Genomic DNA, 25,644 nt, shown 5'->3' with positions numbered 1-25,644 from the left:
GCGCTGCGCTAGCGCAGCGCCGCAGCGGACCGAACCATGAACGACTGTCACCTATCGATCCGGTCTATTGTGTTACCCATCCATCCGCTGGACAATAGGCGGCCTTCGGCCGCCGTTCTTAAGAACGCCGAAGCGAAGCTTCGGCTATGGCGCCGGATGAGGGGTCTCTATCCGCGCACACATTTGCAAATGAGTATGCGGAGAGATACCCCTCACCCCAAATGAGCCTGTGTCTGCGAGCGGAGCTGCCCTCTCCCGCAAGGGAGAGGGCACAAAAATGCGCGGCGGGCTTTTCTGAAGGTGGCCGTGCTATACTCTTCCTGCATGAGCGGGGCATTCCTTCACACGGTCTTTGACATCGCGGCGTGGCTGGCGGCGGCGGCCGCGCTGTCCTGGCTGTCGCGACGGGGCTTGCAGTTTCCGGCGCAATCCTTCGAGCTGCCCTACATCGCCGCGCTGGTGTTCGGCGCCGGCCTCGGGGCCTACCTGTTCGGCTCCGCCAATCTGTGGCTGTCGGGTCAGAGCGGCATTGCGCGTTCGATCGAGGGCGCGCTGGCCGGCGGCATCGTGGCGATCGAGCTCTACAAATGGTCCGCAGGGATCACGGTCCGAACCGGCGCCCGGTTTGCGCTGCCGCTGGCGCTCGGCATCGCGATCGGCCGGCTCGGCTGCTACTTCGCGGGGCTCGACGACTTCACCTACGGCACACCGACGGCGCTGCCCTTCGGCCATGATTTCGGCGACGGCGTTCTCCGCCATCCCGTGCAGCTTTACGAGAGCGCGGCCATGGCCGTATTCGCGCTTGTCTATGTGCTGGCGGTCTTGAACCGGAACGCGTTCACGATCACCAATGGTTTCTACCTAGTGCTCGCCTGTTACGGAGCGCAACGCTTCCTGTGGGAATTCCTCAAACCCTATGGCACGCTGATCGGCCCTTTCACCCTGTTTCACCTGCTGTCGCTGTCCATCCTGCTCTACGCCGTCGTCATGCTGGCGACGGCGCCCAAAGCGAGACCCGTGCATGAACGCGCCGTTGCGTAAGTCGCGTCCCTACATCTTCTGGGGCCAGACCCAATCCCTCTGCGAGACCTGCCTGAAGCTGGTGCCGACCAAAATCCAGATCCAGGGCAACGAGGTCTGGTACGAAAAACGGTGCAAGGAGCACGGCGTTCAGTCGACGCTGGTGTCGACGGATGCCGCCTATTGGCGCCTGTGCAAGGATTTCATCAAGCCAGGCGACCGGCCGCTGCAATTCCAGCAGCGCACCGAATTCGGCTGCCCCTATGATTGCGGCCTCTGTCCCGACCACGAGCAGCATTCCTGCCTGGCACTGATCGAGATCACCGAGCACTGCAACCTGACCTGCCCGGTCTGCTTCGCCGAATCCTCGCCGGCGCGGACGAAATTCACGCCGCTCGCGACGGTGGAGAAGATGCTCGACGCGCTGGTCGCGAGCGAAGGCGAGCCCGACCTCGTGCAGATTTCCGGCGGCGAGCCGACGCTACATCCTGACTTCTTCGAGATCCTGGACGCCGTGCGCGCCCGCCCGATCCGCCACGTCATGATCAACACCAACGGCCTGCGCATCGCCCGCGAAAAGGATTTTGTGGCGCGACTCGCGGAGAACAGGCGCGGGCTGGAGGTCTATCTCCAGTTTGATTCGCTTCAGCGCGATGCGCTGATCAATCTGCGCGGCGCGGATCTGCGAAAGATCCGGCAGCAGGCGCTGGAGAATCTCGAGCATTATGGCGTCTCGACCACGCTGGTCGCGACCATCAAGCGCGGCGTCAACGACGCCGAGATCGGCGACATCGTGCGCCACGCGCTGACCTGGAAGTGCGTGCGCGGCGTCACGCTGCAGCCGGTGCAGGATGCCGGCCGCAACGAAGATTTCGACAAGATGACCGATCGCATCATGCTGTCGGAGATCCGCAAGCGCGTGGTCGAGACCGGCGTGTTCGGCGACAAGGACATGATCCCGCTGCCCTGCAACCCCGAAAGCATCTCGATCGGCTACGGCCTGCGCAAGGGCGAGACGGTGCTGCCGCTGACATCGCTGATCCCGCAGGAGCAGCTGGTTGCGGTGATGCCCAACACCATCAGCCCGGAAAAATATCCGATGCTGCGGGAGAAATTTGTCGACCTGTTCTCGCTGTCGTCAGGTCCGCTGAACACGAGCGAGCGCGTCTGCGAACTCCTGTGCTGCCTGCCGAGCTTTCAGGTGCCGGACGGGCTCTCCTACGAGAACGTCTTCCGCGTCACCATCGTGCAGTTTCTCGACCGCTTCAATTTCTGCGTCGGCAACGTCAAGCGCAGCTGCATTCATTTCGTCACCGAGCAGGGCGCGATCATTCCGTTCGACACCTACAATCTGTTCTACCGCAACGGTGCGATCGGCCGAATCCGCGCGGAGCTCGAAGGGCAGACTTATCGCGAGGCAAGGCAAAGCGAGGAGGCACTACGATGAGCGACACGTCACCGCCGGTTCTGCCACCCGCCCCAACGCCCGGCGAGGCACGTAGCGGCTGCCTCACCGCGTTCATGGTGATTTCAGGGGTGATCCTGCTGCTGCCGGGCCTCTGCGCACTCCTGTTCGGCGGAATCTCCATATCCGAGGGGGGCAAGATCGATTCGGACATCGCGCCGCTGGTCTTCCTGGGACTGGTCGTCGGCCTCGGGGGCGTGGCCCTGATCTGGGCGGCCATCAAGGGGCGAAAGGCCCCCGCCCACCCCGGAACCCAGCCCTAACCCCCGGAGATTCCCGGACAAAATTCAGTCAACCAACCAGCAAAGAACACATTGTTTTTTGGCGGTTTTTGCATATATTGCGCCGCAAACGCGTAGGGTGCCCGGTCGAGCTGACCGGGCTTCCTTTTTGGGCGAAGCAGGCCCCGTTTTCCACGTTTCCAGCGTTGTCCGTGAAGAGGTCCCGGTCTGACCGGCGAGATCGCGCTTAACCCATTGTTCGACCGCAAAGAAGCTCACACATGAACCTTCGTAACGTCGCCATCATCGCCCACGTCGACCACGGCAAGACGACTCTGGTCGACAAGCTCCTCCAGCAGTCCGGCACGTTCCGCGAGAACCAGAAGGTGACGGATCGCGCCATGGACTCCAACGACCTGGAGCGGGAGCGCGGCATCACCATTCTGGCCAAGGCGGCCTCGGTGCAGTGGAAGGACACCCGCATCAACATCGTCGACACCCCCGGCCACGCCGATTTTGGCGGTGAGGTCGAGCGCATCCTGAACATGGTGGATGGCGCCCTGGTGCTGGTCGACGCCGCCGAAGGCCCGCTGCCGCAGACCAAGTTCGTGGTCTCCAAGGCGCTCAAGGTCGGCCTCAAGCCGATCGTGGTCATCAACAAGGTCGACCGCCCCGACGCGCGCCCGACCGAGGTCATCAACGAGGTGTTCGACCTGTTCGCGGCACTCGATGCCAGCGAGGAGCAGCTCGACTTCCCCATTCTTTATGGATCAGCCAAGCAGGGCTGGATGGCCGACAGCCCCGAGGGTCCGAAGGACAAGGGCATGGAGCCGCTGTTCGACCTGATCCTGCGCCACGTCGCGCCGCCGAAGGTCGAGGAGGGTCCGTTCAAGATGATCGGCACCATCCTGGAGGCCAACCCCTATCTCGGCCGCATCATCACCGGCCGTATCTCCTCCGGCGTGCTCAAGCCGAACCAGCAGGTCAAGGTGCTGAACGCCGAGGGCAAGCTGGTCGAGTCCGGGCGCATCACCAAGATCCTGGCATTCCGCGGTCTCGAGCGCACCCCGCTCGATGAGGCCGAAGCCGGCGACATCGTCGCGATTGCGGGCCTGACCAAGGGCACCGTCGCCGACACCTTCTGCGATCCGACCGTCGAGGTGCCGCTGCCGGCGCAGCCGATCGATCCGCCGACCGTGTCGATGTCGTTCATCGTCAACAACTCCCCGCTCGCCGGCACCGAAGGCGACAAGGTGACGAGCCGCATGATCCGCGATCGTCTGCTGCGCGAGGCCGAAGGCAACGTCGCGCTGCGCGTGGTCGAGGCCGCCGACAAGGACGCCATGGAAGTGTCCGGCCGCGGCGAACTCCAGCTCGCGATCCTGATCGAGACCATGCGCCGCGAAGGCTTCGAGCTCTCGGTATCACGTCCGCGCGTCGTCTATCAGAAGGACGAAGCCACCGGCGCCACCATGGAGCCGATCGAGGAGGTCGTGATCGACGTCGACGAGGAGCATTCTGGCGTCGTCGTGCAGAAGATGAGCGAGCGCAAGTCCGAGTTGGTCGAGATGAAGCCCTCGGGCGGCAACCGTCAGCGCCTGGTGTTCTACGCGCCGACCCGCGGCCTGATCGGCTACCAGGGCGAGCTGCTCACCGACACCCGCGGCACCGCGATCATGAACCGCCTGTTCCACGGCTACGCCCCGTACAAGGGCGAGATCCAGGGCCGCCGCAACGGCGTGCTGATCTCCAACGACCAGGGCGAAGCGGTGGCCTATGCCATGTTCAAGCTGGAAGACCGCGGCCCGATGATGATCGAGCCGGGCTGGAAGGTCTACAAGGGCATGATCGTCGGCGAGCACACCCGCGACAACGATCTCGAGATCAACGTGCTCAAGGGCAAGCAGCTCACCAACATCCGCACGACGTCGAAGGACGAAGCCGTGCGCCTGACCCCGCCGATCCGCATGACCCTGGAAAAGGCGCTGGCCTATATCGAGGAGGACGAGCTCGTCGAGGTCACCCCGAAGTCGATCCGCCTGCGCAAGAAGCACCTCGACCCGAACGAGCGCAAGCGCGCGGAAAAGGCCAAGGAAGCGGTGGCGTAAGCGCGTCATCCTCCGCTGTCATTCCCCGCGAAGGCGGGGAATCCAGTACGCCGCGGCCTCTGGGATACTGGATCACCCGCTCCAGTGCGCAATTGCGCACAAGGCGGGTGATGACAGCTGTGTGGGGGCGGCTTTAGCGCATATCACAGACGTGCTAGAGCCCGCCCATGACCTCCCTGCCCTCCTCCGTCGACGTTGCGATCATCGGTGCCGGTGCAGCCGGCCTCGGCGCGGCGCATGCGCTGGCGGGCTCCGGCCTCTCCGTGATCGTGCTGGAGGCGCGTGACCGGCTCGGTGGCCGCGCCTGGACCGTGCAGGCCTCGCCTGAGGTGACCTTCGACGTCGGCTGCGGCTGGCTGCATTCGGCGGACAAGAACTCCTTCGTCGGAATCGCCAAACAACTCGGTTTCGAGCTCAACAAGGACCTGCCGCCCTGGCGCGAGCGCGCCTTCGGCAATGCCTTTCCGCAAAGCGAGCGCGACGACTTCATGCGCGCGATGGACGCGTTCTATGAACGCCTCTGGCGGGCCGCACAGACGGGCAAGGACGAGCCCGCAAGCCTGAGCCTGGAGCCCGGCAATCGCTGGAATCCGATGATCGATGCGATCTCGACCTATATCAACGGCTGCGAGCTGAAGGACATGTCGACGCTGGACTGGGACGCCTATGAGGACAGCAACCTCAACTGGCGCATCCGCCGCGGCTATGGCGCACTGATCGTGGCGTATGGCGCGCCCTGCCCGGTCGCGCTGAACTGCAACGTCACGCTGATCGATCACTCGGGCAAAAGCATCCGCATCGAGACGTCGCGGGGCACGCTGGCTGCCGACAAGGTGATCGTCACCGTGCCGACCAATCTCATCGCCGATGAAGCAATCCGCTTCTCGCCGCCGCTCCCGGCCAAGATCGATGCCGCCGCCGGCCTGCCGCTCGGCGTCGACGACAAGGTGACGCTGGCGCTCGACGATGCCGAAGCCTTCCCAAAGGAAGCTAACTTGCGCGGCGCCACCATGCGCACGGAGATGGGCACCTACCACATCCGCCCGTTCGGCCAGCCCTGCATCGAAGGCTTCTTCGGCGGCAGCTTTGCTCGCGCACTGGAAGATTCCGGCGATGGCGCTATCGCCGCGCACAGCATCGACGAGATCGCGGGTTTTCTCGGCAACGATATCAGGCGCAAGCTGAAGCCGCTGTGTGAATCGCGCTGGGCCCGCGATCCGTTCGCGCGAGGCTCCTATTCGCACGCGCTGCCGGGGCACGCCGGTGACCGCGCCGTGCTGGCGGCGCCGGTGGATGCGCGATTGTTTTTTGCCGGAGAAGCGACGTCGCCGACCTTCTTCACGACGGCGCATGGCGCACGGGATAGTGGAGAGCGGGCGGCGAAGGAAGTGCTGGCGGCTCTGGGCAAACCGTAGCTACACACTCCGTCATTGCGAGCGCAGCGAAGCAATCCAGACTGCCACCGCCGAAAGACTCTGGATTGCTTCGCTGCGCTCGCAATGACGAGTTATTCGATCACCCGCGCCCGCAAATCCGCATCAGGCACGAAGCACGCGTCATACTTCCCGAAGATGCGATAGCGGTTGCGCGCGATGAGGTTGTAGATCGGATCCCGCAACGGCTTTGGCACGGCGAACAATGCGCGCACCCAGCTCCAGCCGGGGAGCTGTGACAACACCGTCAGCGCTGCATCCGACTTCATGAACACTTCGCCGCCGTGAACGACCGCGTTGGTGTCTGGATCATCCGGATCGATCCCGAACGTTCGCGCCAAACGTGTCCCATAGTCCGACTGGATCGGCGTAAAGCGAAACAGCTTCGCCCCATCGCGCCTGGCGACGAAGCGCACCCAGCGCGAGCAGAAGATGCAGACGCCGTCGAACAGGATGACGTCATCGTCCGGCCATTTGCTCATCAGCTTCTCTTTTTGACGCGTTTTCTTCACGCGAACCGGGATCCACTTCGCTCGAAAACGCTATCGGTTATCCAACATGAGCAGCGCGACCAGCATCAGCACGATCGCCGACCCGGTCTTCACCAGCGCGCCGAGCGGCTCGATCCAGAGGTCGGGCGTGAGGATCGCCGCGCCAACCATATAGCCGAGCGACGCCACAATACCCGCGACAAGCCCGACCGCCGCGGTGCGGCGGAAGGCGATCAGCACGCCGATGCTCATGTCCATCAGGCTCGTGCCGATGGTGATGGGATCGACCAGCGCGGGCGGAAAGTTGTGCGCGGTCAAAATGCCGGCGGCGCGGTAGGACACGAACAGCGCGATGAAGCCGGAGACGAGCCAGAACGCGACGAGGCTCGCGAAGATCAGCGCCTTGATCAGGAACAGCCGCGCGAACCATTTGTCCTGGATGGTGGCGGGATGTCGCCCGATCGTCGCAGCCAGCGTCCTCGGCGCGATGCCCGTGGCGGCGATCCAGGCGGACGGATCGCCCGTCACGCCGCGACGAAGCTCGGCGATGGCGGTGGAGCGCATCGGCGGCATCCAGCCGAGATAACTGGCGAAGTCGCCGATCTTTGCACTGAGATCGAGCAGGAAGGACGGCATCGCGATGCGCGGCCAGCCGGCTGTGCCGAACGCATGGCGAAACTGCTTGATGACACCGGCCATGGTGGAGGGCTCTGCCTGCATCAGGTCCCAGCTCACCGCTTTGACCAAGGCATCGTCGGTATCGCGCGCGGCGAGCCAGGCGATGGTGGCCGAGATATCCTCGACCGCAACGGGCTGAAACGGCGTCGCCATCTCCTTTTCCGGCAGGTCCAGCGGAAAGGCAGCGAGCGCGCGGAGCATCGCGCCGCCGCCATAGGCGGACGGTGCGACGACGAAGCCGGGCCGCAGGATGGCGTAGGGAATGCCGGATGCCGCGATCAGCCGTTCGGCCTCGCGCTTGGTCGTCGCAAACGCTGTCCGATCGGCATCAGTGTTGCCGGGAATCGAGATGTGCACCAGCCGGACCGCGCGGCCGCTGTCGGCGACGACCTGCAGCAGGCGCGCGACAAAATCGCGATGCACGGCGCCTGTGTTGCTCCCCGGACCATCCTGAAGCACGCCGAGGCAGTTCACGACGGCATCGACGGAATGCTGGCTCAGGAGTCGTTTCAGCGCGGTCGCATCGAGCGAGAGGATCGGCAACTCGATGTCCAGCGCGCTCATTGTTTGCGCCGGCGACAGGCTGCGAGCTACGCCGATCACGCGAAATCCCCGCGCGCGCAGATCGTCGGTGACGAAGCGACCGATCAAACCGGAGGCGCCGAGCACCAGGATGGTTTTTGGGTTCATCGCGTCCCTCAAAACGGCTTGGCGACCATCAGCCAGAGGATCAGCATCGTGGCACCGAAGCCGGGAAAACCAAACGCGAACCAGCGGCGGAACAGGATGAAGTAACGCTCCGGCAGAGCAGAGTGCTGCTCAGAAGCCTTGCGCGCGAGATCGCGCATCTCGATCTGCATGAATACGACCGGCACCCAGAACAGGCCGGCAATGGCATAGAGCGCGAGTGAGGCCAGCAGCCAGCGCTCCGTGATCGACGTCGCGGAGAGCATCATCAGCACGCCGCCACTGACCGGCTGGAAAACCACGGCCGACAGCGTGAAGATCGCATCCGCGATCACCACGACCGAAGCGGTGCGTGCGATGAACTCCGCGTCGTGCGTGCGATGCGCCATCAGCATGAAGAAGGCGATGCCGGTCCCGGTGCCGAGGATGACGATGGCACCGAGCACATGGAGATATTTGACCAGGAAATACAGCGTCATGGCTTCTTGGTCGCCATTGGTTTCGACGGGTTCAGCGCACGTTCGAGTTCGATGCCAGCGGCTTTCACGCCGGCTTCAGTCTCGATCATCCAGTGCCCCTCACCGCCCGCGGCGGGCAATGCACGGAAATCGACTTTGCCACCACCGCTGCGAAAGGCATCTGCCAACGACTTCGAGAAGGCCGGCGCAAAATAGCTGTCATTGCTTGCGATGAACCATGTGACGGGAATGCGCGCCGCCTTGCCAAATTCGGTCGCCGCCGCCAGCAGCGCATGTGGCGCGCAGATCCGGTTCGGCTCGTCATTGGCGCGGCCGCCGCGCCCCGGCGCGAACGCGATGATGGCGGAAATCGCCTTTGGATCGGCATTCGCAAACGCCAGCGCGCCCCATCCACCAGCGGAATGTCCGAGCACGATCGCGGCATCCTTGCGGATGAAATCCTGCTTGCGCAAATGGTCCAGCGCGAGCGCGATTTCTTCGGCCGTTGCGCGGCCGGAGCGCGCATAGTCCGCCTCGTCGCAACCGCCCTGGTCCTCGACATAGCGGCCGCCGGTCGTACCATGGCCGAGCCGCTCCGGCACCAGCACGGCAAATCCGCGTGCGACGAGAAGCGCTGCGAGCGCGCGGTATTCCGGTTGCGGCATTTGCGCACGACGCAACGCATTCTGCGTCGAGGCATGCGCGATGACAGCAAGCCGGAATGGACCGGCGCCGGCGGGGCGAAACAGCAGCGCATGCGCGGCGATGTCGGCATCCGGCGAGGGCACACGCCACTCCTGCCGGCGAAACGGCTCGCCTTCCGCGCCCGATGCACCGAACGTGACCTGAGCGCACAGAGGCGACGCGGTCAGCAGGGCGAGCAAAGGCAGGAGCGCAAGGATGTTGAAGAGCCGCATGAATGGCCAAGGGCGAGCACGGACAGCGATCGCCAGACTAGTCGGAACGAATCATTCTGGGCGGACTTTCTGCGCTGCCATTGCTGTTCATTGGTTGCCGCGACGCAGTTTTGCACCGACGCATGGCAGGCCGTTGCCCTTCAAGAAGGCGCTCTGTCCTCTTTCGGTACAACCTGGCCACAATACTGATGCAGAAAGTCCACAGGTTAACCGATAATTAACGATAGGTCTTGCCGCCGGCGCGGCGACTTGATTTGATCGCCTCCATGAGCACAACCCTGATCGAGGTCCGGCCGGCCAAAGCCGCAGATGCAACTGCGGTGGCGTCGACCCATGACGAAGCCTGGCGTTCGGCCTATCAGGGCATCATTCCCGGCGCCGAGCTGGAGAAGTTGATCAACCGCCGCGGTCCGCAGTGGTGGGACAGCGCGATTCGCAAGGGCAGCCGCGTCAGCGTGCTGGTGTTCGGCGACAAGATCGCGGGCTATGCCAACTACGGCCGCAACCGCGCACGCAGCCTGCACTTCGACGGCGAGATCTACGAGCTCTACCTGCGCCCCGAGTTTCAGGGCCTCGGCTTCGGTCGTCGCCTGTTCGCCGCCGCCCGCCGCGACCTGATGCAGAGCGGCTTGAAGAGCATGGTGGTGTGGGCGCTCTCGGACAACGATCCGGCGACCGAGTTCTACCGTGCGTTGGGCGGCCGCATGGTGGCGCGCTCCTCCGAGCGTTTCGGGCCGAAGTCGCTCGACAAGGTTGCCTTCGCTTGGACCAATTGAGCTGCTGAAGTCCGGCCGGCAGCGCTTTCCTTCCTTCGATACCGTCCGCCTGTCGCGCCGGTGATCGCTGGATTCATTATTTCACAAAAACACGATGGATTGGCCGGCCAAGCCCGCGTATGACAGCGCCAAAATCGCTGCCGGGCGCGATTTAACCTCGGCAACAACGGAGCCTTGAATGCGTATCGATGCGGTCTCGATCGGAAAAAACGTCCCCCACGACGTCAACGTTATCATCGAAGTCCCCGTGGGCGGCGAACCGATCAAGTACGAGATGGACAAGGAGGCCGGCACGCTGGTGGTCGACCGCTTCCTGTACACGCCGATGCGTTACCCCGGTAACTACGGCTTCATCCCGCACACGCTGTCCGACGACGGCGACCCCTGCGACGTGCTGATCATCAACACCCGCGCCATCATCCCCGGCGCCGTCATGAGCGTGCGCCCGGTCGGCGTGCTGTTCATGGAGGACGAAGCCGGCGGCGACGAGAAGATTCTGGCGGTGCCGTCGTCGAAGCTGACGCAGCGCTACGACAAGGTGAAGTCGTACTCCGACCTGCCCGACATCACGCTGCAGCAGATCCAGCACTTCTTCGAGCACTACAAGGATCTAGAGAAGGGCAAGTGGGTGAAGATCCTGCGCTGGGGCGGCCCGGAGGACGCGCACAAGCTGATCCTCGAGGGCATCGAGCGCGAGAAGAAGAAGGGCTGATCTTCTCCCTCGCCCCGCTTGCGGGGAGAGGGTTGGGGTGAGGGGGACTCTCCGCGAGGACGGTGACAGCTGACTCGCGGAGAGTCCCCCTCACCCGGATTGCTTCGGACGATGCTTCGCATCGCCGAGCGCAATCCGACCTCTCCCCGCAAGCGGGGCGAGGTGAAAAAACCTACACCGCCGGCTTCGGCAGCCCTGCAATCGCGCAGGCCGCGCGCAGCGTATTTACCAGCAGGCACGCCACCGTCATCTGGCCGACACCGCCCGGCACCGGCGTGATGGCGCCGGCAACGCCGAGCGCTTCCTGATAGGCGACGTCGCCGACGAGGCGCGTCTTGCCGTCCTCCTTCGGGATACGGGTAATGCCGATGTCGATCACGGTCGCGCCGGGCTTCAGCCAGTCGCCGCGCACCATCTCGGCCTTGCCGACCGCGGCATAGACGAGATCGGCGCGCTTCACGAGCCCGGGCAAATCGCGCGAGCGCGAATGCGCGATCGTCACCGTGGCGTTCTCGTTCAGCAGCAATTGCACCAGCGGGCGGCCGACCAGGTTGGAGCGGCCGATGACGATGGCGTTCATGCCTTCGAGCGAGGCATGCACGCTCTTGGTCAAAATGATCGAGCCGAGCGGCGTGCAGGGCGACAGCGCTTCGAAACCGCCGGCGAGACGACCGGCATTGTTCGGATGCAGGCCGTCGACATCCTTGGCGGGATCGATGGCGTTGATGACGGCTTCGGTGTTGAGGCCCTTCGGCAGCGGCAATTGCACGAGAATGCCGTGCACGGTGGGATCGCGGTTGAGCTTTGCGACGACGGCCAGCAAGTCCGCTTGCGAGACGTCAGCCGGCAGCTTGTGCTCGAACGAGGCCATGCCGGCCGCCTGGGTCTGGGTGCCCTTGGAGCGAACATAGACCTCGCTGGCAGGGTCATTGCCGACCAGAACCACCGCGAGGCCCGGCACCAGATTGTGCTCGCGCTTGACCCGGGCGACCTCGTCGGCGACGCGGGCGCGGAGTTCCGCGGCGATGACTTTTCCATCAATGATCTTGGCGGTCATGTCCGTTCCTCAGTCTGTCGATTTGGCGTCTGCCGCTTTAGCTTGGACGAGCTGGCGCAGGGCTTCGCCCAGCCGCGCCGGATCGCCGTCGACCGCGATCTGCTTCAGCCGCGACGTCGCCCCCGACAGGAGCTTGACGCTGGACTTGGGCACGCCAAGCGACTTCGCCAGCAGCACCAGAACGGCCTTGTTGGCCTCGCCGCCATCGGCAATGGCGCGCACCCGCACCTTGAGCACGCTGCGGCCGTCGGCCAATTGCTCGATCCCGTCGATGTCGTCGCGACCGCCGCGCGGCGTCACCCGCAGCGCGATGCTGATTCCCGCGGCCGAGTAACGCCAGGGTTCCTTAGGAGCCTCTTTCGCGACCAAGGCGCTCCAGCCCGCTCAGATCACGTTCGGGTAGATGTAGTACAGGATCACCCGCTCGATGAACATGATGATCAGGATCAGGATGATCGGCGAGATGTCGAGACCGCCGAGGCTGGGGAGGAAATTGCGAATCGGCGCCAGCAGCGGCTCGGTGATCCGATACAGGAACTCCGCCACCGCCGACACGAACTGGTTACGCGTGTTCACGACGTTGAAGGCGATCAGCCAGGACAGGATCGCGGAGGCGATCAGCAGCCAGACGTAGAGGTCGAGCACGATGATGACGATGTCGAGAACGGCACGCATGGCTTTTGAGGCCTCTGGCTTATGAAAACTCTGGCTGCGGTCGGGATTGACGCCTTTCGCTAGATATCGGTTCCCCTCGGCCCAAACAAGGGAAGTTCGGGCACCGAAATGGCTAAAACCGGGTTACGCCCGTCCTTGACTTGACCTTGGCAGGGACTTAAATGGCGCCCGGTTGTCGGCCGCGTTTACCAGAGCGGCCAGCAAAGGGGCCATAGCTCAGCTGGGAGAGCGCGTCGTTCGCAATGACGAGGTCGGCGGTTCGATCCCGCCTGGCTCCACCAGCCTTCGCAGGCTACGCCTGCTTCGGCTCGGCAAGCCGCTTCGTAGCGAAGGCTGCCGCGCCATAGCCCGAAGGGCGACGGCGGGCTCCCTCTGAACTCCCCCTACCTCCCCGTAAACCTCGGCGGCCGCTTCTCCATGAAACTCGCCACGCCCTCGCGGAAATCACTGCCAGCCAGCGCCACCATCATCTCGCGATTCGCCTCGATCGTCGCCTCGGCCAGCGTCTGGAACGGGACCTCGTAGAGCTGGCGCTTGATCACGGCCATTGCGCTCGGCGAGACGAAATCGGCGAGGTCGCGCGCATAGGCGTAGGTCTCCTCGCGCAGCTTCTCGGGCGAGCAGAGCCGGTTGACCAGTCCGATCCGCAGCGCCTCCTCGCTCGAAACACGGCGCGCCGAAAGCAGCAGGTCCATCGCATTGGCGTGGCCGACGATACGCGGCAGCATCCAGCTGATGCCGTGCTCGGCGATCAGTCCGAGCCGCGCGAACGCCGTTGTCAACACGGTGTTGTCGGCGGCAAAGCGCAGGTCGCAATAGAGCGCGTGGACGAGACCGATGCCGGCGGTCGCGCCGTTGAGCATGGCAATGACGGGCTTTCCGATCGACGGATAGAAGCCGTAGCGCGTCTGCCAGTCGGGCCGGCGGTTCATGTCGAACGGCGGCAAATTCGATGCGCGCCTGACGTCATCGGGATCGAGGCCCTTAAGTGCATCCATGTCGGCGCCGGCACAGAAGGCGCGGCCCGCGCCGGTGAGCACGATGACACGGACATTGTCGTCGGCGCTTGACGCTTCCATCGCATGACGCACGTCGCGCTCCATGATCGGCGTCCACGCGTTCATGCGGTCGGGGCGATTGAGTGTGATGGTCGCGATCTTCTCGCTCACCTCGTAGAGAATGTGTTCATAGGCCACGGCGCTCTCCCTCTGTCTGCCGGCGCGCGTTTGCGCGCGCTCGTTAGGAACGAGCCTAGCATATCCAGGGATGAGGCAAGGACTTGCGCCAAGAACCTGCGCCAAGAACGTGCACCAAGGATCTGCGCAAAGGCGCGGGTTACTCGGCGGCTTGCGCCAGCACCGGCCGCCGCGTCAGCCAGCCGTCGATGAAATGATCGAGCCAGGCGCGCTCCGCCGCGTCATACACGGCACGGTCCGCAAAGTGATGATGCCGCTCGCGCGCGCCGGGTGCGCTGAGGCCGTCATAGCCGCGCGTGGTCCAGCAATGCATCATCGCGTAGGTCACGTCTGGGTGAAACTGCACGCCGAAGGCATGGCCGGCGCGATAGGCCTGGATCGGAAAATCATCGCCTTCCGCAAGCAGTTCGGCACCGACGGGCAACGTGAATCCCTCGCGATGCCAGTGATAGACCTGCGCCGGCCAGTGCGGGCAGAGCGCGTGTCCCGCCGCCGTCGGGCGGATCGGGTAATAGCCGATCTGGGTCAGTGCCTCCACATGCGGCGCGACGCGGGCTCCGAGCTGCATCGCCAGCATCTGCGCGCCGAGGCAGATGCCGAGGAACGGCCGCTGTTCGCGAAGTGGAATTTCGATCCAATCGATCTCGCGGCGAATGTAGTCGTCGGGATCGTTGGCGCTCATCGGGCCGCCGAAGAACACGGCACCGGCATGCCGGTCGAGGGTTTCGGGCAGGGGATCGCCGAAACGGGGACGGCGAATGTCGAGGCGATGGCCGAGTGCGCGCAGCGCATTGCCGACGCGGCCGGGTGTCGAGGATTCCTGGTGCAGAACGATCAGGACCGGCAACCGGTTTTCGGAGGCGGCGGCGCTCGGCGCCCTCTTTCGGAAGGGCACCAATCCTGCGCTACCAAACCTGTCCGTCCGGAACGACATGGCCTCTGCGAGTGCTATCAGTTCAGACCACCAGCATAGCTAAGCGATGGTTAACATCGTGTGAGTTTGCGCACACACGCCGCACGACTAAAGCAAGCTCCGGGCCACTACGGTCGCTAAGGCTGTCTTCAGTGCCGCTGCCGCTGGAACCGGCTGGTGGCGGATAGGATGAAGCCGCGCGGAAAGAACCGCAGCGCGAACGGCACAATCTTGATGCCGAGACCCGGCAGCACTGCCCGTTTGTTGGCCATCAGGCCTTGATAGGCCTGCCTGGCAACATCGGGCGCCGAAACGTTGAGAAGCGCCGTATTGTGCCCGGACCCGACACCGGCGCGGGCCTGGAATTCGGTGGGCACCGGACCCGGGCAAAGGACGGTGACGCGAACGCCACGCGGCGCAAGTTCCGCGCGCAGCGCCTCGGTGAGGGAAATCACATAGGCCTTGGAGGCGTAGTAGACGGCCATGCCGGGGCCGGGCAGAAAGCCGGCGACCGATCCGACATTCAGAAGCCCGCCCTTGTTCCTGATGAGCTGATCGGCAAAGCGCAGCGACAGATCCGTCAGCGCTCTCACGTTGACATCGACGATGCCGACCTGCTCGGCGTGGTCGCACTCAATGGCATCGCCGAACACACCGAAGCCGGCATTGTTGACGAGATGATCGAGCTCGACGCCTTCGGCTTTGAGCGCTGCGGCGATCTTGTCGCCGGCGTCAGCGTCCTGAAGATCGCAGGCAATCACGATCGGCTTTTTGCCGCCCTTGGCGGCGAGTTCGCTCGCGAGCGTCTCCAGCCGGTCTGCCCGTCGCGCCGTCAGCGCGAGGCGGTGTCCATTGGCGGCAAACACGCGCGCCAGCTCCGTGCCTATGCCCGCCGAGGCACCGGTGATCAACGTTACCCGCTCAGTCACGATAGATGTCTCTTGAATTGAAGTTTTTGGCCCCGCAATGGCGGAACGAGAGCATAGGCCGAGCGCGACAGGCAAGCGTCGCCCGCCGCATGGCCGCTTGAGCGGACATCAGGGACAGCAGAAAACCCGCGAATTTACGGGAAATCCGGGTGGACATCACCCACATTAAAGTTTCGTCATGTAATCAGCACAACCGGCCATCGCCGGTCTGCGCGGATCAACCGCCCACGGCGCTGTCCTGCACCTGCCCGCCGGCACGGTCCGCGACGGCGTGCTTGAGGTCGATCCGGTCGCGCTGGGAGATCCCGAGCAGGTCGGAGGCGCGCCAGACGACGTTGTCCTCGAACTCGCTGACCTGGCCGTCGGCATAGACCAGTTCCCACATCATCTGCACGATGCGCTTGCGGCCCGCTTCGTCGAGCGAGCGCATGATGACGCTGGTGAAATGATAGAGATCGACGGCCTCGCCCTCGACCTCAGTGGCATCGGCGATCAGGCGATCGGCCGTGCCGCGATCGAGCCCGAAATGGCTTTCGATCAGGCTGTGCAGCTTGCGCTGCTCGGCCGCGCTCGGCTGGCCGTCCAGCGAGACCACGTGGATCAGCAACGCGGTCGCCGCGAGCCGATAATCGCTGTCGCCGAATGCGCGGTCCTGTGCCTGGGGGGCAACAATTTCGGCGATGAATTGGCGCAGGCCGTCGAGCATAAGGTCCTACCAAAATCGATGCCGCCGCGGGGTGCGGCGGCTACCGGCATTATATGAGCGGTAAACCCAACCGGCGCAACGTGCGCCAGTTTCGCGTGCGCATTACGTTTCGGCAATATGGCGGGCCTTCGGCCGTCATGACCGGTCTGACCCGGCCATGACGATGGAGGATGTAACACCCCATCTGCCTCCACGTCGTCATTGCGAGCGCCGCGAAGCAATCCAGAATCTTTCCACGGAGACAGCCTGGATTGCTTCGTCGCAAGGGCGCCTCGCAATGACGGAGAGTGTGGCGATCTCCTCCCGTCCCTTACGGTATCTCGTACACCACCATCTTGTCGGCGATGCCGCGTAGCGCGGCCTGTTTCTGGATCGGCTTGATCTCGCGCTGCTGGAGGAGTTCGGCGACCGCCGGCGCATCCGCCACCGGCCCGGTGATGTGGATCTCCTGTGCGGTCGACAGGCTCTGCACGCGCGCTGCGATGTTGACGGTCTGGCCGAAATAATCCTGCCGCTCGTTGAGCATCACCGCGAGGCACGGGCCCTCGTGGATGCCGATCTTGACGATGAGGTCGGCGGTGCCGCGCTGCTTGTTGAGCTCGTCCATCGCCGCGCGCATCCGCAAGCCCGCGACGATCGCATGTTCGGGACGGACGAAGGTCGCCATCACGGCATCGCCGATGGTCTTCACCACCGCGCCTTTCTCGGAGGAGATGATCTCGAGCAGCGCGTGGAAATGCGCGCGCACGAGATCGAAGGCGGCGAGATCGCCGACGCGCTCGTAGAGCGCGGTCGAGCCCTTCAAATCGGTGAACAGGAAGGTGAGCGAGGTGATCTGGAGCCGCTGGTCGAGACTGAGATTGTCCGCCTTGAACACGTCGCGGAAGGTCTGGTTCGACAGCATCCGCTTGGCGGTGAGGAACGGCTTGCGCTTGCCGATCAGGTGGTGAAGCGCCTCGGCCGCGATGAACACCGACGGCAGCACGCGCACGCCGGCCTGGTTCTCCAGCGACAATCGCAATGGACCGGGCCGCATCGTCGTGGTCCCCGTCGGCGCCTGCACCTTGTTGTACATGATGGCGAGCTGCTGACGGTCCTTGGTCGGCTCGCCCTGGACATCGATGAAATGGGCGGCGTGCGTCACCGGCTCGAAGATGATGACGAAATCGTTCGGCAATTGCAGCGACATGGTCGCCTTCTCGCCGGCCGGCAGCTCCATCGTATCCAGCGTGACCTCGTTGGCGAGCGTCGCAAACGACTCCTTGTTGAAATCGACGCCGGAGCTCCAGAACACCTGCTTGAAATATTCCCAGACCGGAAGCGTGTCGGGATCGTGCGCGGCGATGCGTCGGACCCGCGGGTTCACGGTGAAGGAGACCTCGACCTGGTCGTCGACGGAGGCCTTGTAGCCGCACGCGCAGAGCGCGCAGTGGTAATCATCGGGCTTGAGCGCCTTCAAGGTCGAGTGCGCCCCGAGCACGCCGCCGCAGCCCGGACAGAGCACGTTCCAGCCGAGATCGAACAGCCCGAGCCGCGCCGAATGCAGGAAGGCCGAGATCACGCGCTCCTCGTCGAGACTGTGCTGCCTGGAGAAATCGAGCACATTGACGCGGTTGAGCTCGTGATCCTCGCCATGCTCGATGAGATCCGCAATCGCATCAGTCACCTTCGCATCGGCGGTCTGCTTCAGAACGGAAAACTGGGCCTGGATGTCGCTCATGGCGCAACTCTATCTAGCTGGATCACGCCGGACGGGCGAACGCCCGTCATCGACGCGTGATGCGGAACATGGGTGAGTGGTCCGGCTGGGTCGTGACGACGCCATGCGGAATCACGGGAGTCTTGTCGGCCAGCTCGACACGGAAGGCGCCGATCAGCCGGGCCAGCGCCAGCATGGATTCGGCCTGCGCAAACGGCGCGCCGATGCAGACGCGCGGGCCCGCACCGAACGGCAGATAGGCGAAGCGATCGGGCTCTTTCGACATGAAGCGCTTTGGAATGAACGCGTTCGGCTGATCCCACAGCTTCTCGTGCCGGTGCAGCAGCCAGGGCGCGATCATGATGATGTCGCCCTTGCCGATCTCGACGCCGGCGGCATTGTCCTTCTCGCGCGCGGCCCGCGCGACCAGGAACGCGGGCGGATAGAGCCGCATCGTCTCCTCGATCACGGCGCGGGTGAATTTCTGGCGATCTATGTCGGCCATACTGTCGAGATGCTCGCCCCGCGTCTCGGAGGCGACTTCCTCCTGCGTCTCCGGATCGAGCGCGAGCAGATAGAGCGCCCAGAACAGCGCCGTCGCCGTGGTCTCGTGACCGGCGAGAATCATGGTCGCGACCTCGTCGATGAGCTGCGCGTCGGAAAAGCCCTTGCCGGTTTCAGGATCGCGCGCCTCGTCCATGAGATCGAACAGGTCGCGCGGCGGCGCGCCGTCCTTCTTGCCCATCTTGCGCCGCTCGGCGATCAGCATCGAAACGAATTCGGTCCAGCGCTTGCGGAAGCGGGCGCGGGCACGATCCATCGGGGTCGGCCAGGACACCGGCAGCAGCATGTCGAGGAAGTACGGCCGTCCCAGCCGTTCGCCGTACTCCATCACGAAGTTGCGCAAGGTTGCGCCGTGCTGATCCATGCCGAACGAGAACATCGTGCGGCCGGCGATCTCGAGCGTCATGCGCTGCATGATCTCGCGCAGATCGACCGGCTCGCTCGTGCGCGCATCGAGCTTGGCGATGGTCTCGTCGAGCACCGCCGTCATGTGCGGGACGAGGTTCGCGGTCGCGCGCGGCGTGAACGCCGGCGCGAGCGTGCGGCGCTGAAACGTCCAGGAATGACCCTCCGCGATCAGGAGGCCGTCGCCGAGCACCGGACGCAGCATACGGATGCCGGCCGGTGTGCGCGTGTAGTTTTCGTAATTGGTGAGCAGGACATGCCGGATGGCATCCGGCTGGTTCAGGATGAAACTGTTGCGGAAGATGAATCGGCCCGGGATGACCTCTTCCTCATAGGCACGCTGCCCCCAGGTCGCGATCATGTTCTGGCGGATCACCGCGAGCTTAGCGAGGAACGACATGCCGTCGGGCGCACGCGGCGGGGCCGGGGGGACGATGGGCCGACGCACACTGGCGAAATTCATGGCTCACTCCCGAGAGATCTGGCGCAGTTCAATAGCTAGTAAGTCAGCTCGGCAATCGCAATCCTGTTCTCGGCGGCCGGCCAGAGGCGTGCCACAATCCGCTCTTCGCCGAACTGGGCCACGATGTTACGCCCGATCTCTGCGGCCGGAAGCCGCAATGTTGCTGCCGCATCGGTGGGCACGCCCTGCTTGACGTCGGCCGGCTCCCTGCCGTCGAACAGCACCACGTCGCGTGGCAGGCCGAAATAGCCGCGCGGACGCGACATGATCACGATCGCACCGGTGTCCTTGTCCGCCGGCCCGAGCGGGCGCGCGGACCGGAGATGCACGACGTCGGACGAGCGCGGGAAGGGCGAACGATAGATGTGCGTGGTCGGCGCATCCGGCGCCGCCAGGACGAATTCGAGCGACCAGGATGGCTCGACCTGCGCCGGCCCCCAACGGCCGTCGGCGCCGGTCTTCGCGCTGTGCACGGCACCGCCCTTGCGCTCACCGGTATCAGGATCGACGCGGAAGATCTCGACGGTTGCGCCCACAACCGGACGATTGGTCTGCACACCGACCGGCGTGCCGGTGACGAGGCCGCTGAGGCGGACACTCTGCTCCGGCACGATCGCAATTCGCTGGGGCTCGCGTCCGGCGATGAACTTGTAGATCTCGCGGAAGGCACGCGGGTGGAACGCCACCTCGCGATGGTCGAGCGCGCCGAGCACGAGATTGGTGGCGCCCTTCAGCTCCGGCCCCTCGACGGTGACATTGGTCGGCGTGCCCGGCTTGCCGATGAAGCGACCGTCGCTCTGCGCATATTTGTCCATGCCGTCGCTGCGCAGCGTGAGGAAGGCAACACCCGGCATCACCTCGGCCTCGCCTTCGTTCAGGCCGCGCAGGAATGCGCCGCGGCCGTTGAACTCGTTGTTGGGCTGGTCGTCGGTCGCGAACACGCCGTGATTGGGCGTGCCGCACAGCACCGCGTGGCTGACATCGCCGGCGCCGCCGCTTCTGATGACATTGCGGATCGCATTGCCGCCGCGCGAGCTGCCGACCAGCGCCACGCGCGGAGCTCCAGTCCGGCGTTTGAGCTCAGCGATGGCGGCGGAGAGCTCGCGGCGCTGGTCCTCGGTCGAGGAACGGTTCGCCTGCTCGACCTTGTCGTCGCTGCGCGCCAGCGGATCGGTGAAATTGATCGCCATCATGCGATCGCGCGCAATGCCGTTGGATTCCATTCGCCAAAGCGTCGTCATCCAGAGCGCGTCGTAGTCGCCATTGCCGTGGACGAACAGGATCGGAGGTAGCTCCGCGTTTTGCGCTGCGGGCGCCGTCTGCGCCAGCGCGCCCGTCCGCAAGCTCGCAACCGCGAAGGGCAAGCTGCCCGCCCCCAGCAGGATCGTCCGTCGCGACAGCCTCATCTGTTCCTCCCCGGCAAAACCATCTTTGCACCGCTTATACCGGCCTAACCACTGGACAGCGAAGGACTTTCGCGGGCATCACTGAATTTGCCGGAATCACCCAAAGACCACTCCAAGCCCACTTCTGCCAGCCCATATGGAAGGGGATATGACCGAGCAGCCGAAGCGTCAGAAATTCGCCGGCGAGGGCATCGCCGCCCCCCTGCGGTTCACCGTATTCCGGCGCATCTGGCTCGCCAGCCTGCTCTCCAATCTCGGTCTCTTGATCCAGGGTGTAGGCGCGGCCTGGGCGATGACGCAGATGGCGGCCTCGGCTGACAAGGTGGCGCTGGTGCAGACCGCCTTGATGCTGCCGATCATGCTGATCTCGATGCCGGCCGGCGCCATCGCCGACATGTACGACCGCCGCATCGTCACCCTGGTATCGCTCGCAATCGCGCTGACTGGCGCGACCGCGCTGACGATCCTGGCCGGCTTCAAGCTCATCACACCGGAAACGCTGCTCGCCTTCTGCTTCGTCGTCGGCAGCGGCAACGCGCTGTTCGGGCCGGCCTGGCAATCCTCGGTCAGCGAGCAGGTGCCGCCGGAAGCGCTGCCGTCGGCGGTCGCGCTGAACGGCATCAGCTACAACATCGCGCGCAGCTTCGGCCCCGCGGTCGGCGGCGTCATCGTCGCCGCGCTCGGCGCAGTCGCCGCCTTCGCCTGCAATGCAATCCTCTATCTGCCGCTGCTGGTGGTGCTGCTGCTCTGGCGCCGCTCTGTCGAGCCCTCGCGCCTGCCGCGGGAAAGGCTCAACCGCGCCATGGTCTCGGGCTTCCGCTACATCACCAATTCGCCGCCGATCAAGATCGTGCTGCTGCGCACGCTGGTGATGGGCCTGATCGGCGGTGCCATCATGGCGCTGATGCCGCTGGTCGCGCGCGACCTGCTGCATGGCGGCGCGCAGACCTACGGCATCATGCTCGGTGCCTTCGGCATGGGCGCGGTGGTCGGCGCGCTCAACATTCACGAATTGCGCAAGCGCATGAGCGGCGAGGCCGCGATCCGCGCCTGCACCATCTCGATGGCGTTCGCGATGGCCGCCCTCGCCGTGAGCACGGAGCCGGTGCTGACGGCCACCGCGCTGGTGCTCGCCGGCGCGGTCTGGATGGCGGCGGTCGCGCTGTTCAATATCGGCGTGCAGCTCTCGGCGCCGCGCTGGGTCGCCGGCCGCTCGCTGGCGGCGTTCCAGGCCTCGATTTCCGGCGGCATCGCGATCGGCGCCTGGGGCTGGGGCCATCTCACCGACTATGCCGGCGTCGAGGTCGCGCTTCTGGTTGCCGCCGGCCTGATGCTGCTCTCGCCGCTGCTCGGAATCTGGCTCACCATGCCGCGCGTCGGCGCCCGCAACGAGGACGCCGACGTTCTCGCCGATCCCGAGGTCCGGCTGTCGCTCACCGGCCGCAGCGGGCCGCTGGTGGTCGAGATCGAATACCGCGTCGCGCAGGAGAATGCGCGCGCCTTCCACAACGTAATGCAGGACGTGCAGCTCTCACGGCAGCGCAACGGCGCCTATGGCTGGTCGATCGCGCGCGACATCGCCGACCCCGAATTGTGGACCGAGCGCTATCACTGTCCGACCTGGTTCGATTACTTACGCCAGCGCAACCGCTCGACCCTGTCCGAACGCGCGCTGCATCAGCGGGCGATCGATTTCCACATCGGCCCTGAGCCGGTGCGGGTGCGCCGCATGCTGGAGCGTCCGTTCGGCTCGGTGCGCTGGAAGGACGAGACGCCGGATCGCGCGGGCGGCGAGGTGCTGCCGGTGGTCGCGACTGCGGCGGGGAGCAGCACGTAGGTCTCTCGTCATTCCGGGGCGTGCCGTCAGGCGCGAGCCCGGAATCCATCGAGCGGCATACATTTGGAGAAATGGATTCCGGGTTCGCGCGTCGCGCGCCCCGGAATGACGATCACTGCCCGTGTTCCGTCAGCACCTTGTCGCAGGTCTTGCTGAGGCGGGGGCGGTTCTGCTTCAGGCAGGCGAGCACGGCGCCATCGCCATTGTTCATCACGGCGCGACAGAACCGGCTGACATCGCGCGCGCAGGCATCGTGTCCGGGCTGTTGTTGCGCGGACGCGGCGGATGCGCACAGGAGCAAGGAAATGATGAAAAGAAATCTGGTCATCGCGTAATGCCTCTTACCCGGAAGAATGTGCGGGCGAAGCTAGTGCGACGATCCCTGTGCCGCAACGGCTTTATTGGCAGGCTGAATGACACCGCCGCGTGGCCCCGGCTTGACGCCGGGGCGCATCGCGAGGGGAGCTAACCGACGCAACGATCGCAGTGCTGCTCTTACTGCTTGTCCTGCGCGTCAGCGACCTTGCGTGAGGCGCCCTTGGCGAGGTCCTTGTCCATCACCGCGCGGCAGCCGGCGCTCAGATCGGAGCGATGCTTGATCATGCACGCGGTGATCTTCGGGATGTTGGGAATCTCCGACGAGCACAGGCGGAAGGCATCGCCCGTGCACATCTGCTGCGCTTCGGCCGTGAAGGCGAAGCTCGAGGTCGTCGAGACGATCGAGACGAGGGCGGCAAAGCCCAGCGCCAGGCCGGTGTCGCGGATCTTGCTACTCAGGGATTTGGCAGTGCAGGACTTGGCAGTGAACGACGTGGTCATTTGAAGCTCCCATTGGCGCCGCCATAGCGGGCCCGTTGTTAATGGGAACTACGATGCTCAGGCAAAACCGTTTCCACTGTGATGACGGTCACGAGAGCCCCGCCTTCTGTGATCTCGGTCACTTTGGCGCACCTTGCTGAAATTCCTCCGCATCCGCTGTCGTGTTGGTGTCACGTTAACTGTTCCTTCGCATTAATGGCTCGTCGCGCGGGAGATTCCGCCGGTTTGGTTGCGTAATTGGAAAGAGTAGCGATGCGTAATGCGTTGGGCCTGATGCTGGCCAGTGTAGTTGCGGCGGTCGTGATCGCCGCCGGCGGTTGGTTTTATTATTCCGCAAGCGCCGATCACGGCGCCCCCAAGACAGTTGCCGCCCGTGCCGCCGACCCGTTGCCGGCACAGGCGAAAATCGCCGCCAAGGACGACGTCGCGACCACCGCGACGATCGCGGCGAAACCAACGGCCGTTGCCCAGGCACCCGCGGCGGCGCCCGCCCCGGCCATGCCGGTGCAGCCGAAGCAGGCCTGCGCCAATCCGAACGCTTTGGGTGTGTCCCGCGTGGTCGAGATCGACACGACGGGCGGTCCAGGCTTTGGCTTCGAGCATTTCAAGCAGTTCGACTTCCTCACCGACAAGGAGGTCGTGCTGACCTTCGACGACGGTCCGTGGCCGGTCAACACGCCCGCGGTGCTGAAAGCGCTCGCGGATGAATGCACCAAGGGCCTGTTCTTCTCGGTCGGCAAGCACGCGACCTACCATCCGGAAATCCTGCGCCAGGTGCTGGCCCAGGGCCACACGGTCGGCACGCACACCTGGTCGCATGTCAATCTGAACAGCAAGAAGATGACGGAGAGCCAGGTCAAGGACGAGGTCGAGAAGGGTTTTAGCGCAGTGCGCTTTGCGCTCGGGACCAACCCGGCCCCGTTCTTCCGCTTCCCGCAGCTTCAGCACAATCCGGCGATGGTGACCTATTTCGGTACCCGCAACGTCGCGATGTTCTCGACCGACATCGACTCCTTCGACTTCAGGAAGGGCGCGACGCCGGAGAAGATCGTCGAGACCGTGATGACCAGGCTCGACAAACTCGGCAAGGGCATCATCCTGATGCACGACTTCCAGAAGCATACCGGTGAAGCCCTGCCAGCGCTGCTGGCGCGGCTCAAGGCCGGCGGCTACAAGGTCGTGCAGATGAAGGCCAAGACCACCTTCCAGACGCTGCCGGAATATGACGAGGCGCTGCTGAAGGATCTGAAGGTGCCGACCGCGGGAACGAACACGCGCCCGATCTCGAGCGTGGTGCAGACGGTCTCGCAGTAAGCCCGATCGAAACGCTCCCTCAAGACGTCATGGCCGGGCTCTCGCCCGGCCATTTGCTTTTTGGAGCGAGCGATCCGCTTACCAGTAGATGCCGTGGCGATGCAGCGCGCTGATGATGCGGCGTTCGGTCCAGCTGCGCTTGTGTCGCGGTTTGTCCACCTTCGCTGTGGTCTTGGCGGTCGGCTTGGTTGTCGCCGCTGGCGCTGGAGTCGTCGTGGTCACGGCGGGAGCGGTCACTGCGGCAGGCGCAGGAGTGGAGATCGCCGGCGGCCGGTCGACATATTTCGGAGCCTCGGCGGCCGGTGCGACCTCGCTGACCTGCGCCGTGGCTGTCGCAGCTGCTGGCAAAGAAGAGGTTGGCGCCGCGGACAGTGTCCGGCTGCGGTCACCGGCCTGGGCAGATGCGGAAGCCAGGACCGTGGCGGCGATCAGAACGATCTTGCGCATGTGAAATCTCCCCGTGGTTGCGTGACGCGGACACTACGGGAGCCGGGGCGCAAGGTGATGTGGCACACGTCACGTAACCTGGCGCCACGCGCAACGCGCACTCATACGAGCGGGCGGCAGTCGGCGAGGGCATTCATGGCGGTCTGATGAAACGTGAGCGGCCCGAGACATAGGTGACAGAACGTACCGAACACATGGGTTACACTTTCCGCTTTTGTTCTGCGGGAGGTGTGGATGCCGTGGAAAGC

At 64.6% G+C, this 25,644-nt stretch carries 26 protein-coding genes and 1 tRNA gene; 10 read left to right on the top strand and 17 right to left on the bottom strand.

Translation table 11 applies throughout. The annotated features are described in order from the left end of the window. The first annotated feature begins 324 nt into the window (after positions 1 to 324). The 5 genes from GGD63_RS39165 to GGD63_RS39145 all read left to right on the top strand — a co-directional run bounded on the left by GGD63_RS39165 (position 325) and on the right by GGD63_RS39145 (position 6,229). Complete coding sequence (locus GGD63_RS39165) at positions 325 to 1,041, top strand: prolipoprotein diacylglyceryl transferase (RefSeq protein WP_183250532.1); 717 nt, start codon at positions 325 to 327, stop codon at positions 1,039 to 1,041. Beyond that, entirely contained in the window at positions 1,022 to 2,467 is a 1,446-nt protein-coding gene (locus tag GGD63_RS39160; protein WP_183250531.1) for a radical SAM protein, read from the top strand. Before GGD63_RS39165 ends, GGD63_RS39160 begins: the two co-directional genes overlap by 20 nt. Further along, positions 2,464 to 2,748 carry a hypothetical protein gene (locus tag GGD63_RS39155; RefSeq protein ID WP_183250530.1) on the top strand — a complete coding sequence of 95 codons (285 nt, stop codon included), beginning with the start codon at positions 2,464 to 2,466 and terminating at the stop codon, positions 2,746 to 2,748. Before GGD63_RS39160 ends, GGD63_RS39155 begins: the two co-directional genes overlap by 4 nt. 239 nt (positions 2,749 to 2,987) lie before the next feature. Beyond that, positions 2,988 to 4,814, top strand: coding sequence for a translational GTPase TypA (gene typA / locus GGD63_RS39150; RefSeq protein ID WP_183250529.1), 1,827 nt, complete (start codon positions 2,988 to 2,990; stop codon positions 4,812 to 4,814). 167 nt (positions 4,815 to 4,981) lie between these two features. Next, a complete protein-coding gene (locus tag GGD63_RS39145) occupies positions 4,982 to 6,229 on the top strand; it encodes an NAD(P)/FAD-dependent oxidoreductase (RefSeq protein WP_183250528.1) in 1,248 nt (415 codons plus the stop codon). A 92-nt stretch (positions 6,230 to 6,321) separates the two neighbouring features. Here GGD63_RS39145 and GGD63_RS39140 read toward each other — a convergent pair whose 3' ends face one another. From GGD63_RS39140 to GGD63_RS39125, 4 genes are read right to left on the bottom strand one after another with little or no spacing between them, the layout of a single operon-like run. After that, entirely contained in the window at positions 6,322 to 6,729 is a 408-nt protein-coding gene (locus GGD63_RS39140) for a thiol-disulfide oxidoreductase DCC family protein (protein ID WP_183250527.1), read from the bottom strand. Positions 6,730 to 6,789: 60 nt separating this feature from the next. Next, the gene (locus tag GGD63_RS39135) at positions 6,790 to 8,106 is read right to left on the bottom strand and encodes an SDR family oxidoreductase (RefSeq protein WP_183250526.1); all 1,317 of its coding nucleotides are present in this window, start codon (positions 8,104 to 8,106) and stop codon (positions 6,790 to 6,792) included. Positions 8,107 to 8,114: 8 nt separating this feature from the next. Beyond that, positions 8,115 to 8,582, bottom strand: a complete 468-nt coding sequence (locus tag GGD63_RS39130) for a DUF2269 domain-containing protein (RefSeq protein WP_183250525.1) — start codon at positions 8,580 to 8,582, stop codon at positions 8,115 to 8,117. Next, the gene (locus GGD63_RS39125; RefSeq protein WP_183250524.1) at positions 8,579 to 9,478 is read right to left on the bottom strand and encodes a S9 family peptidase; all 900 of its coding nucleotides are present in this window, start codon (positions 9,476 to 9,478) and stop codon (positions 8,579 to 8,581) included. Before GGD63_RS39125 ends, GGD63_RS39130 begins: the two co-directional genes overlap by 4 nt. Positions 9,479 to 9,744: 266 nt before the next feature. Here GGD63_RS39125 and GGD63_RS39120 point away from each other — a divergent pair, with 266 nt between their 5' ends. Both GGD63_RS39120 and ppa read left to right on the top strand, forming a co-directional pair. Then, positions 9,745 to 10,254, top strand: coding sequence for a GNAT family N-acetyltransferase (locus tag GGD63_RS39120; protein WP_008136728.1), 510 nt, complete (start codon positions 9,745 to 9,747; stop codon positions 10,252 to 10,254). A 178-nt stretch (positions 10,255 to 10,432) separates the two neighbouring features. Beyond that, the gene (gene ppa, locus GGD63_RS39115; RefSeq protein WP_183250523.1) at positions 10,433 to 10,966 is read left to right on the top strand and encodes an inorganic diphosphatase; all 534 of its coding nucleotides are present in this window, start codon (positions 10,433 to 10,435) and stop codon (positions 10,964 to 10,966) included. Between the two features lie 172 nt (positions 10,967 to 11,138). Here ppa and GGD63_RS39110 read toward each other — a convergent pair whose 3' ends face one another. The 3 genes from GGD63_RS39110 to GGD63_RS39100 are packed head-to-tail and all read right to left on the bottom strand — an operon-like array spanning position 11,139 to position 12,698. Further along, the gene (locus GGD63_RS39110) at positions 11,139 to 12,023 is read right to left on the bottom strand and encodes a bifunctional methylenetetrahydrofolate dehydrogenase/methenyltetrahydrofolate cyclohydrolase (protein ID WP_183250522.1); all 885 of its coding nucleotides are present in this window, start codon (positions 12,021 to 12,023) and stop codon (positions 11,139 to 11,141) included. 9 nt (positions 12,024 to 12,032) lie between these two features. Next, on the bottom strand, positions 12,033 to 12,392 hold the full coding sequence (locus GGD63_RS39105) for a DUF167 domain-containing protein (protein ID WP_183250521.1): 360 nt from the start codon (positions 12,390 to 12,392) through the stop codon (positions 12,033 to 12,035). A gap of 15 nt (positions 12,393 to 12,407) precedes the next feature. Further along, positions 12,408 to 12,698: a YggT family protein gene (locus GGD63_RS39100; protein WP_018645113.1), complete on the bottom strand. Its 291-nt coding sequence runs from the start codon at positions 12,696 to 12,698 to the stop codon at positions 12,408 to 12,410. Between the two features lie 205 nt (positions 12,699 to 12,903). On the opposite strand from GGD63_RS39100, the gene GGD63_RS39095 reads away from it, so the two are divergent. Continuing rightward, positions 12,904 to 12,979: transfer RNA gene (locus GGD63_RS39095), tRNA-Ala, on the top strand. Between the two features lie 102 nt (positions 12,980 to 13,081). Here the strand turns inward: GGD63_RS39095 and GGD63_RS39090 are convergent. The 7 genes from GGD63_RS39090 to GGD63_RS39060 all read right to left on the bottom strand — a co-directional run bounded on the left by GGD63_RS39090 (position 13,082) and on the right by GGD63_RS39060 (position 20,979). After that, on the bottom strand, positions 13,082 to 13,894 hold the full coding sequence (locus GGD63_RS39090) for an enoyl-CoA hydratase (RefSeq protein ID WP_183250520.1): 813 nt from the start codon (positions 13,892 to 13,894) through the stop codon (positions 13,082 to 13,084). Between the two features lie 139 nt (positions 13,895 to 14,033). After that, a complete protein-coding gene (locus tag GGD63_RS39085; protein ID WP_183250519.1) occupies positions 14,034 to 14,828 on the bottom strand; it encodes a glutamine amidotransferase in 795 nt (264 codons plus the stop codon). Between the two features lie 128 nt (positions 14,829 to 14,956). Continuing rightward, positions 14,957 to 15,736 (bottom strand): SDR family oxidoreductase, encoded by a 780-nt coding sequence (locus GGD63_RS39080; protein WP_183250518.1) that lies wholly within the window; start codon positions 15,734 to 15,736, stop codon positions 14,957 to 14,959. A 217-nt stretch (positions 15,737 to 15,953) separates the two neighbouring features. Then, a complete protein-coding gene (locus tag GGD63_RS39075; protein ID WP_183250517.1) occupies positions 15,954 to 16,442 on the bottom strand; it encodes a TerB family tellurite resistance protein in 489 nt (162 codons plus the stop codon). Between the two features lie 310 nt (positions 16,443 to 16,752). After that, positions 16,753 to 18,162 carry an adenylate/guanylate cyclase domain-containing protein gene (locus tag GGD63_RS39070; RefSeq protein WP_183250516.1) on the bottom strand — a complete coding sequence of 470 codons (1,410 nt, stop codon included), beginning with the start codon at positions 18,160 to 18,162 and terminating at the stop codon, positions 16,753 to 16,755. Between the two features lie 46 nt (positions 18,163 to 18,208). Then, a complete protein-coding gene (locus tag GGD63_RS39065) occupies positions 18,209 to 19,573 on the bottom strand; it encodes a cytochrome P450 (RefSeq protein WP_183250515.1) in 1,365 nt (454 codons plus the stop codon). 35 nt (positions 19,574 to 19,608) lie between these two features. Further along, positions 19,609 to 20,979 carry a hydrolase gene (locus GGD63_RS39060; RefSeq protein ID WP_183250514.1) on the bottom strand — a complete coding sequence of 457 codons (1,371 nt, stop codon included), beginning with the start codon at positions 20,977 to 20,979 and terminating at the stop codon, positions 19,609 to 19,611. A 148-nt stretch (positions 20,980 to 21,127) separates the two neighbouring features. On the opposite strand from GGD63_RS39060, the gene GGD63_RS39055 reads away from it, so the two are divergent. Continuing rightward, the gene (locus GGD63_RS39055) at positions 21,128 to 22,816 is read left to right on the top strand and encodes an MFS transporter (RefSeq protein WP_183250513.1); all 1,689 of its coding nucleotides are present in this window, start codon (positions 21,128 to 21,130) and stop codon (positions 22,814 to 22,816) included. Positions 22,817 to 22,928: 112 nt separating this feature from the next. Here the strand turns inward: GGD63_RS39055 and GGD63_RS39050 are convergent, their stop codons facing one another. Further along, positions 22,929 to 23,144 carry a cysteine rich repeat-containing protein gene (locus GGD63_RS39050; RefSeq protein ID WP_183250512.1) on the bottom strand — a complete coding sequence of 72 codons (216 nt, stop codon included), beginning with the start codon at positions 23,142 to 23,144 and terminating at the stop codon, positions 22,929 to 22,931. 167 nt (positions 23,145 to 23,311) lie between these two features. Further along, the gene (locus GGD63_RS39045; RefSeq protein ID WP_183250511.1) at positions 23,312 to 23,635 is read right to left on the bottom strand and encodes a hypothetical protein; all 324 of its coding nucleotides are present in this window, start codon (positions 23,633 to 23,635) and stop codon (positions 23,312 to 23,314) included. Between the two features lie 252 nt (positions 23,636 to 23,887). Between GGD63_RS39045 and GGD63_RS39040 the strand changes: the two genes are divergently transcribed. Continuing rightward, positions 23,888 to 24,949, top strand: coding sequence for a polysaccharide deacetylase family protein (locus GGD63_RS39040; RefSeq protein ID WP_183250510.1), 1,062 nt, complete (start codon positions 23,888 to 23,890; stop codon positions 24,947 to 24,949). Between the two features lie 78 nt (positions 24,950 to 25,027). Here GGD63_RS39040 and GGD63_RS39035 read toward each other — a convergent pair whose 3' ends face one another. Continuing rightward, complete coding sequence (locus tag GGD63_RS39035) at positions 25,028 to 25,396, bottom strand: hypothetical protein (RefSeq protein WP_183250509.1); 369 nt, start codon at positions 25,394 to 25,396, stop codon at positions 25,028 to 25,030. Between the last annotated feature and the right edge of the window lie 248 nt (positions 25,397 to 25,644).

Origin of the sequence: Bradyrhizobium sp. cir1, from assembly GCF_014198245.1 — a bacterium.
Lineage (GTDB): Bacteria > Pseudomonadota > Alphaproteobacteria > Rhizobiales > Xanthobacteraceae > Bradyrhizobium.
The sequence above is the reverse complement of the archived record's forward strand: the minus strand, read 5'-3'. Positions and strand labels throughout refer to the sequence as shown.

What these genes read in the sequence shown, in the direction of transcription:
- GGD63_RS39050 (WP_183250512.1), bottom strand. Translation starts at nt 23,144, where the DNA reads ATGACCAGATTTCTTTTCATCATTTCCTTGCTCCTGTGCGCATCCGCC.
- GGD63_RS39120 (WP_008136728.1), top strand. Translation starts at nt 9,745, where the DNA reads ATGAGCACAACCCTGATCGAGGTCCGGCCGGCCAAAGCCGCAGATGCA.
- GGD63_RS39060 (WP_183250514.1), bottom strand. Translation starts at nt 20,979, where the DNA reads ATGAGGCTGTCGCGACGGACGATCCTGCTGGGGGCGGGCAGCTTGCCC.
- GGD63_RS39100 (WP_018645113.1), bottom strand. Translation starts at nt 12,698, where the DNA reads ATGCGTGCCGTTCTCGACATCGTCATCATCGTGCTCGACCTCTACGTC.
- GGD63_RS39135 (WP_183250526.1), bottom strand. Translation starts at nt 8,106, where the DNA reads ATGAACCCAAAAACCATCCTGGTGCTCGGCGCCTCCGGTTTGATCGGT.
- GGD63_RS39070 (WP_183250516.1), bottom strand. Translation starts at nt 18,162, where the DNA reads ATGAGCGACATCCAGGCCCAGTTTTCCGTTCTGAAGCAGACCGCCGAT.
- GGD63_RS39085 (WP_183250519.1), bottom strand. Translation starts at nt 14,828, where the DNA reads ATGTCGTTCCGGACGGACAGGTTTGGTAGCGCAGGATTGGTGCCCTTC.
- GGD63_RS39125 (WP_183250524.1), bottom strand. Translation starts at nt 9,478, where the DNA reads ATGCGGCTCTTCAACATCCTTGCGCTCCTGCCTTTGCTCGCCCTGCTG.
- GGD63_RS39140 (WP_183250527.1), bottom strand. Translation starts at nt 6,729, where the DNA reads ATGAGCAAATGGCCGGACGATGACGTCATCCTGTTCGACGGCGTCTGC.
- GGD63_RS39075 (WP_183250517.1), bottom strand. Translation starts at nt 16,442, where the DNA reads ATGCTCGACGGCCTGCGCCAATTCATCGCCGAAATTGTTGCCCCCCAG.
- GGD63_RS39110 (WP_183250522.1), bottom strand. Translation starts at nt 12,023, where the DNA reads ATGACCGCCAAGATCATTGATGGAAAAGTCATCGCCGCGGAACTCCGC.
- GGD63_RS39130 (WP_183250525.1), bottom strand. Translation starts at nt 8,582, where the DNA reads ATGACGCTGTATTTCCTGGTCAAATATCTCCATGTGCTCGGTGCCATC.
- GGD63_RS39040 (WP_183250510.1), top strand. Translation starts at nt 23,888, where the DNA reads ATGCGTAATGCGTTGGGCCTGATGCTGGCCAGTGTAGTTGCGGCGGTC.
- typA (WP_183250529.1), top strand. Translation starts at nt 2,988, where the DNA reads ATGAACCTTCGTAACGTCGCCATCATCGCCCACGTCGACCACGGCAAG.
- GGD63_RS39065 (WP_183250515.1), bottom strand. Translation starts at nt 19,573, where the DNA reads ATGAATTTCGCCAGTGTGCGTCGGCCCATCGTCCCCCCGGCCCCGCCG.
- GGD63_RS39145 (WP_183250528.1), top strand. Translation starts at nt 4,982, where the DNA reads ATGACCTCCCTGCCCTCCTCCGTCGACGTTGCGATCATCGGTGCCGGT.
- GGD63_RS39155 (WP_183250530.1), top strand. Translation starts at nt 2,464, where the DNA reads ATGAGCGACACGTCACCGCCGGTTCTGCCACCCGCCCCAACGCCCGGC.
- GGD63_RS39045 (WP_183250511.1), bottom strand. Translation starts at nt 23,635, where the DNA reads ATGACCACGTCGTTCACTGCCAAGTCCTGCACTGCCAAATCCCTGAGT.
- GGD63_RS39055 (WP_183250513.1), top strand. Translation starts at nt 21,128, where the DNA reads ATGACCGAGCAGCCGAAGCGTCAGAAATTCGCCGGCGAGGGCATCGCC.
- GGD63_RS39035 (WP_183250509.1), bottom strand. Translation starts at nt 25,396, where the DNA reads ATGCGCAAGATCGTTCTGATCGCCGCCACGGTCCTGGCTTCCGCATCT.
- GGD63_RS39165 (WP_183250532.1), top strand. Translation starts at nt 325, where the DNA reads ATGAGCGGGGCATTCCTTCACACGGTCTTTGACATCGCGGCGTGGCTG.
- GGD63_RS39160 (WP_183250531.1), top strand. Translation starts at nt 1,022, where the DNA reads ATGAACGCGCCGTTGCGTAAGTCGCGTCCCTACATCTTCTGGGGCCAG.
- ppa (WP_183250523.1), top strand. Translation starts at nt 10,433, where the DNA reads ATGCGTATCGATGCGGTCTCGATCGGAAAAAACGTCCCCCACGACGTC.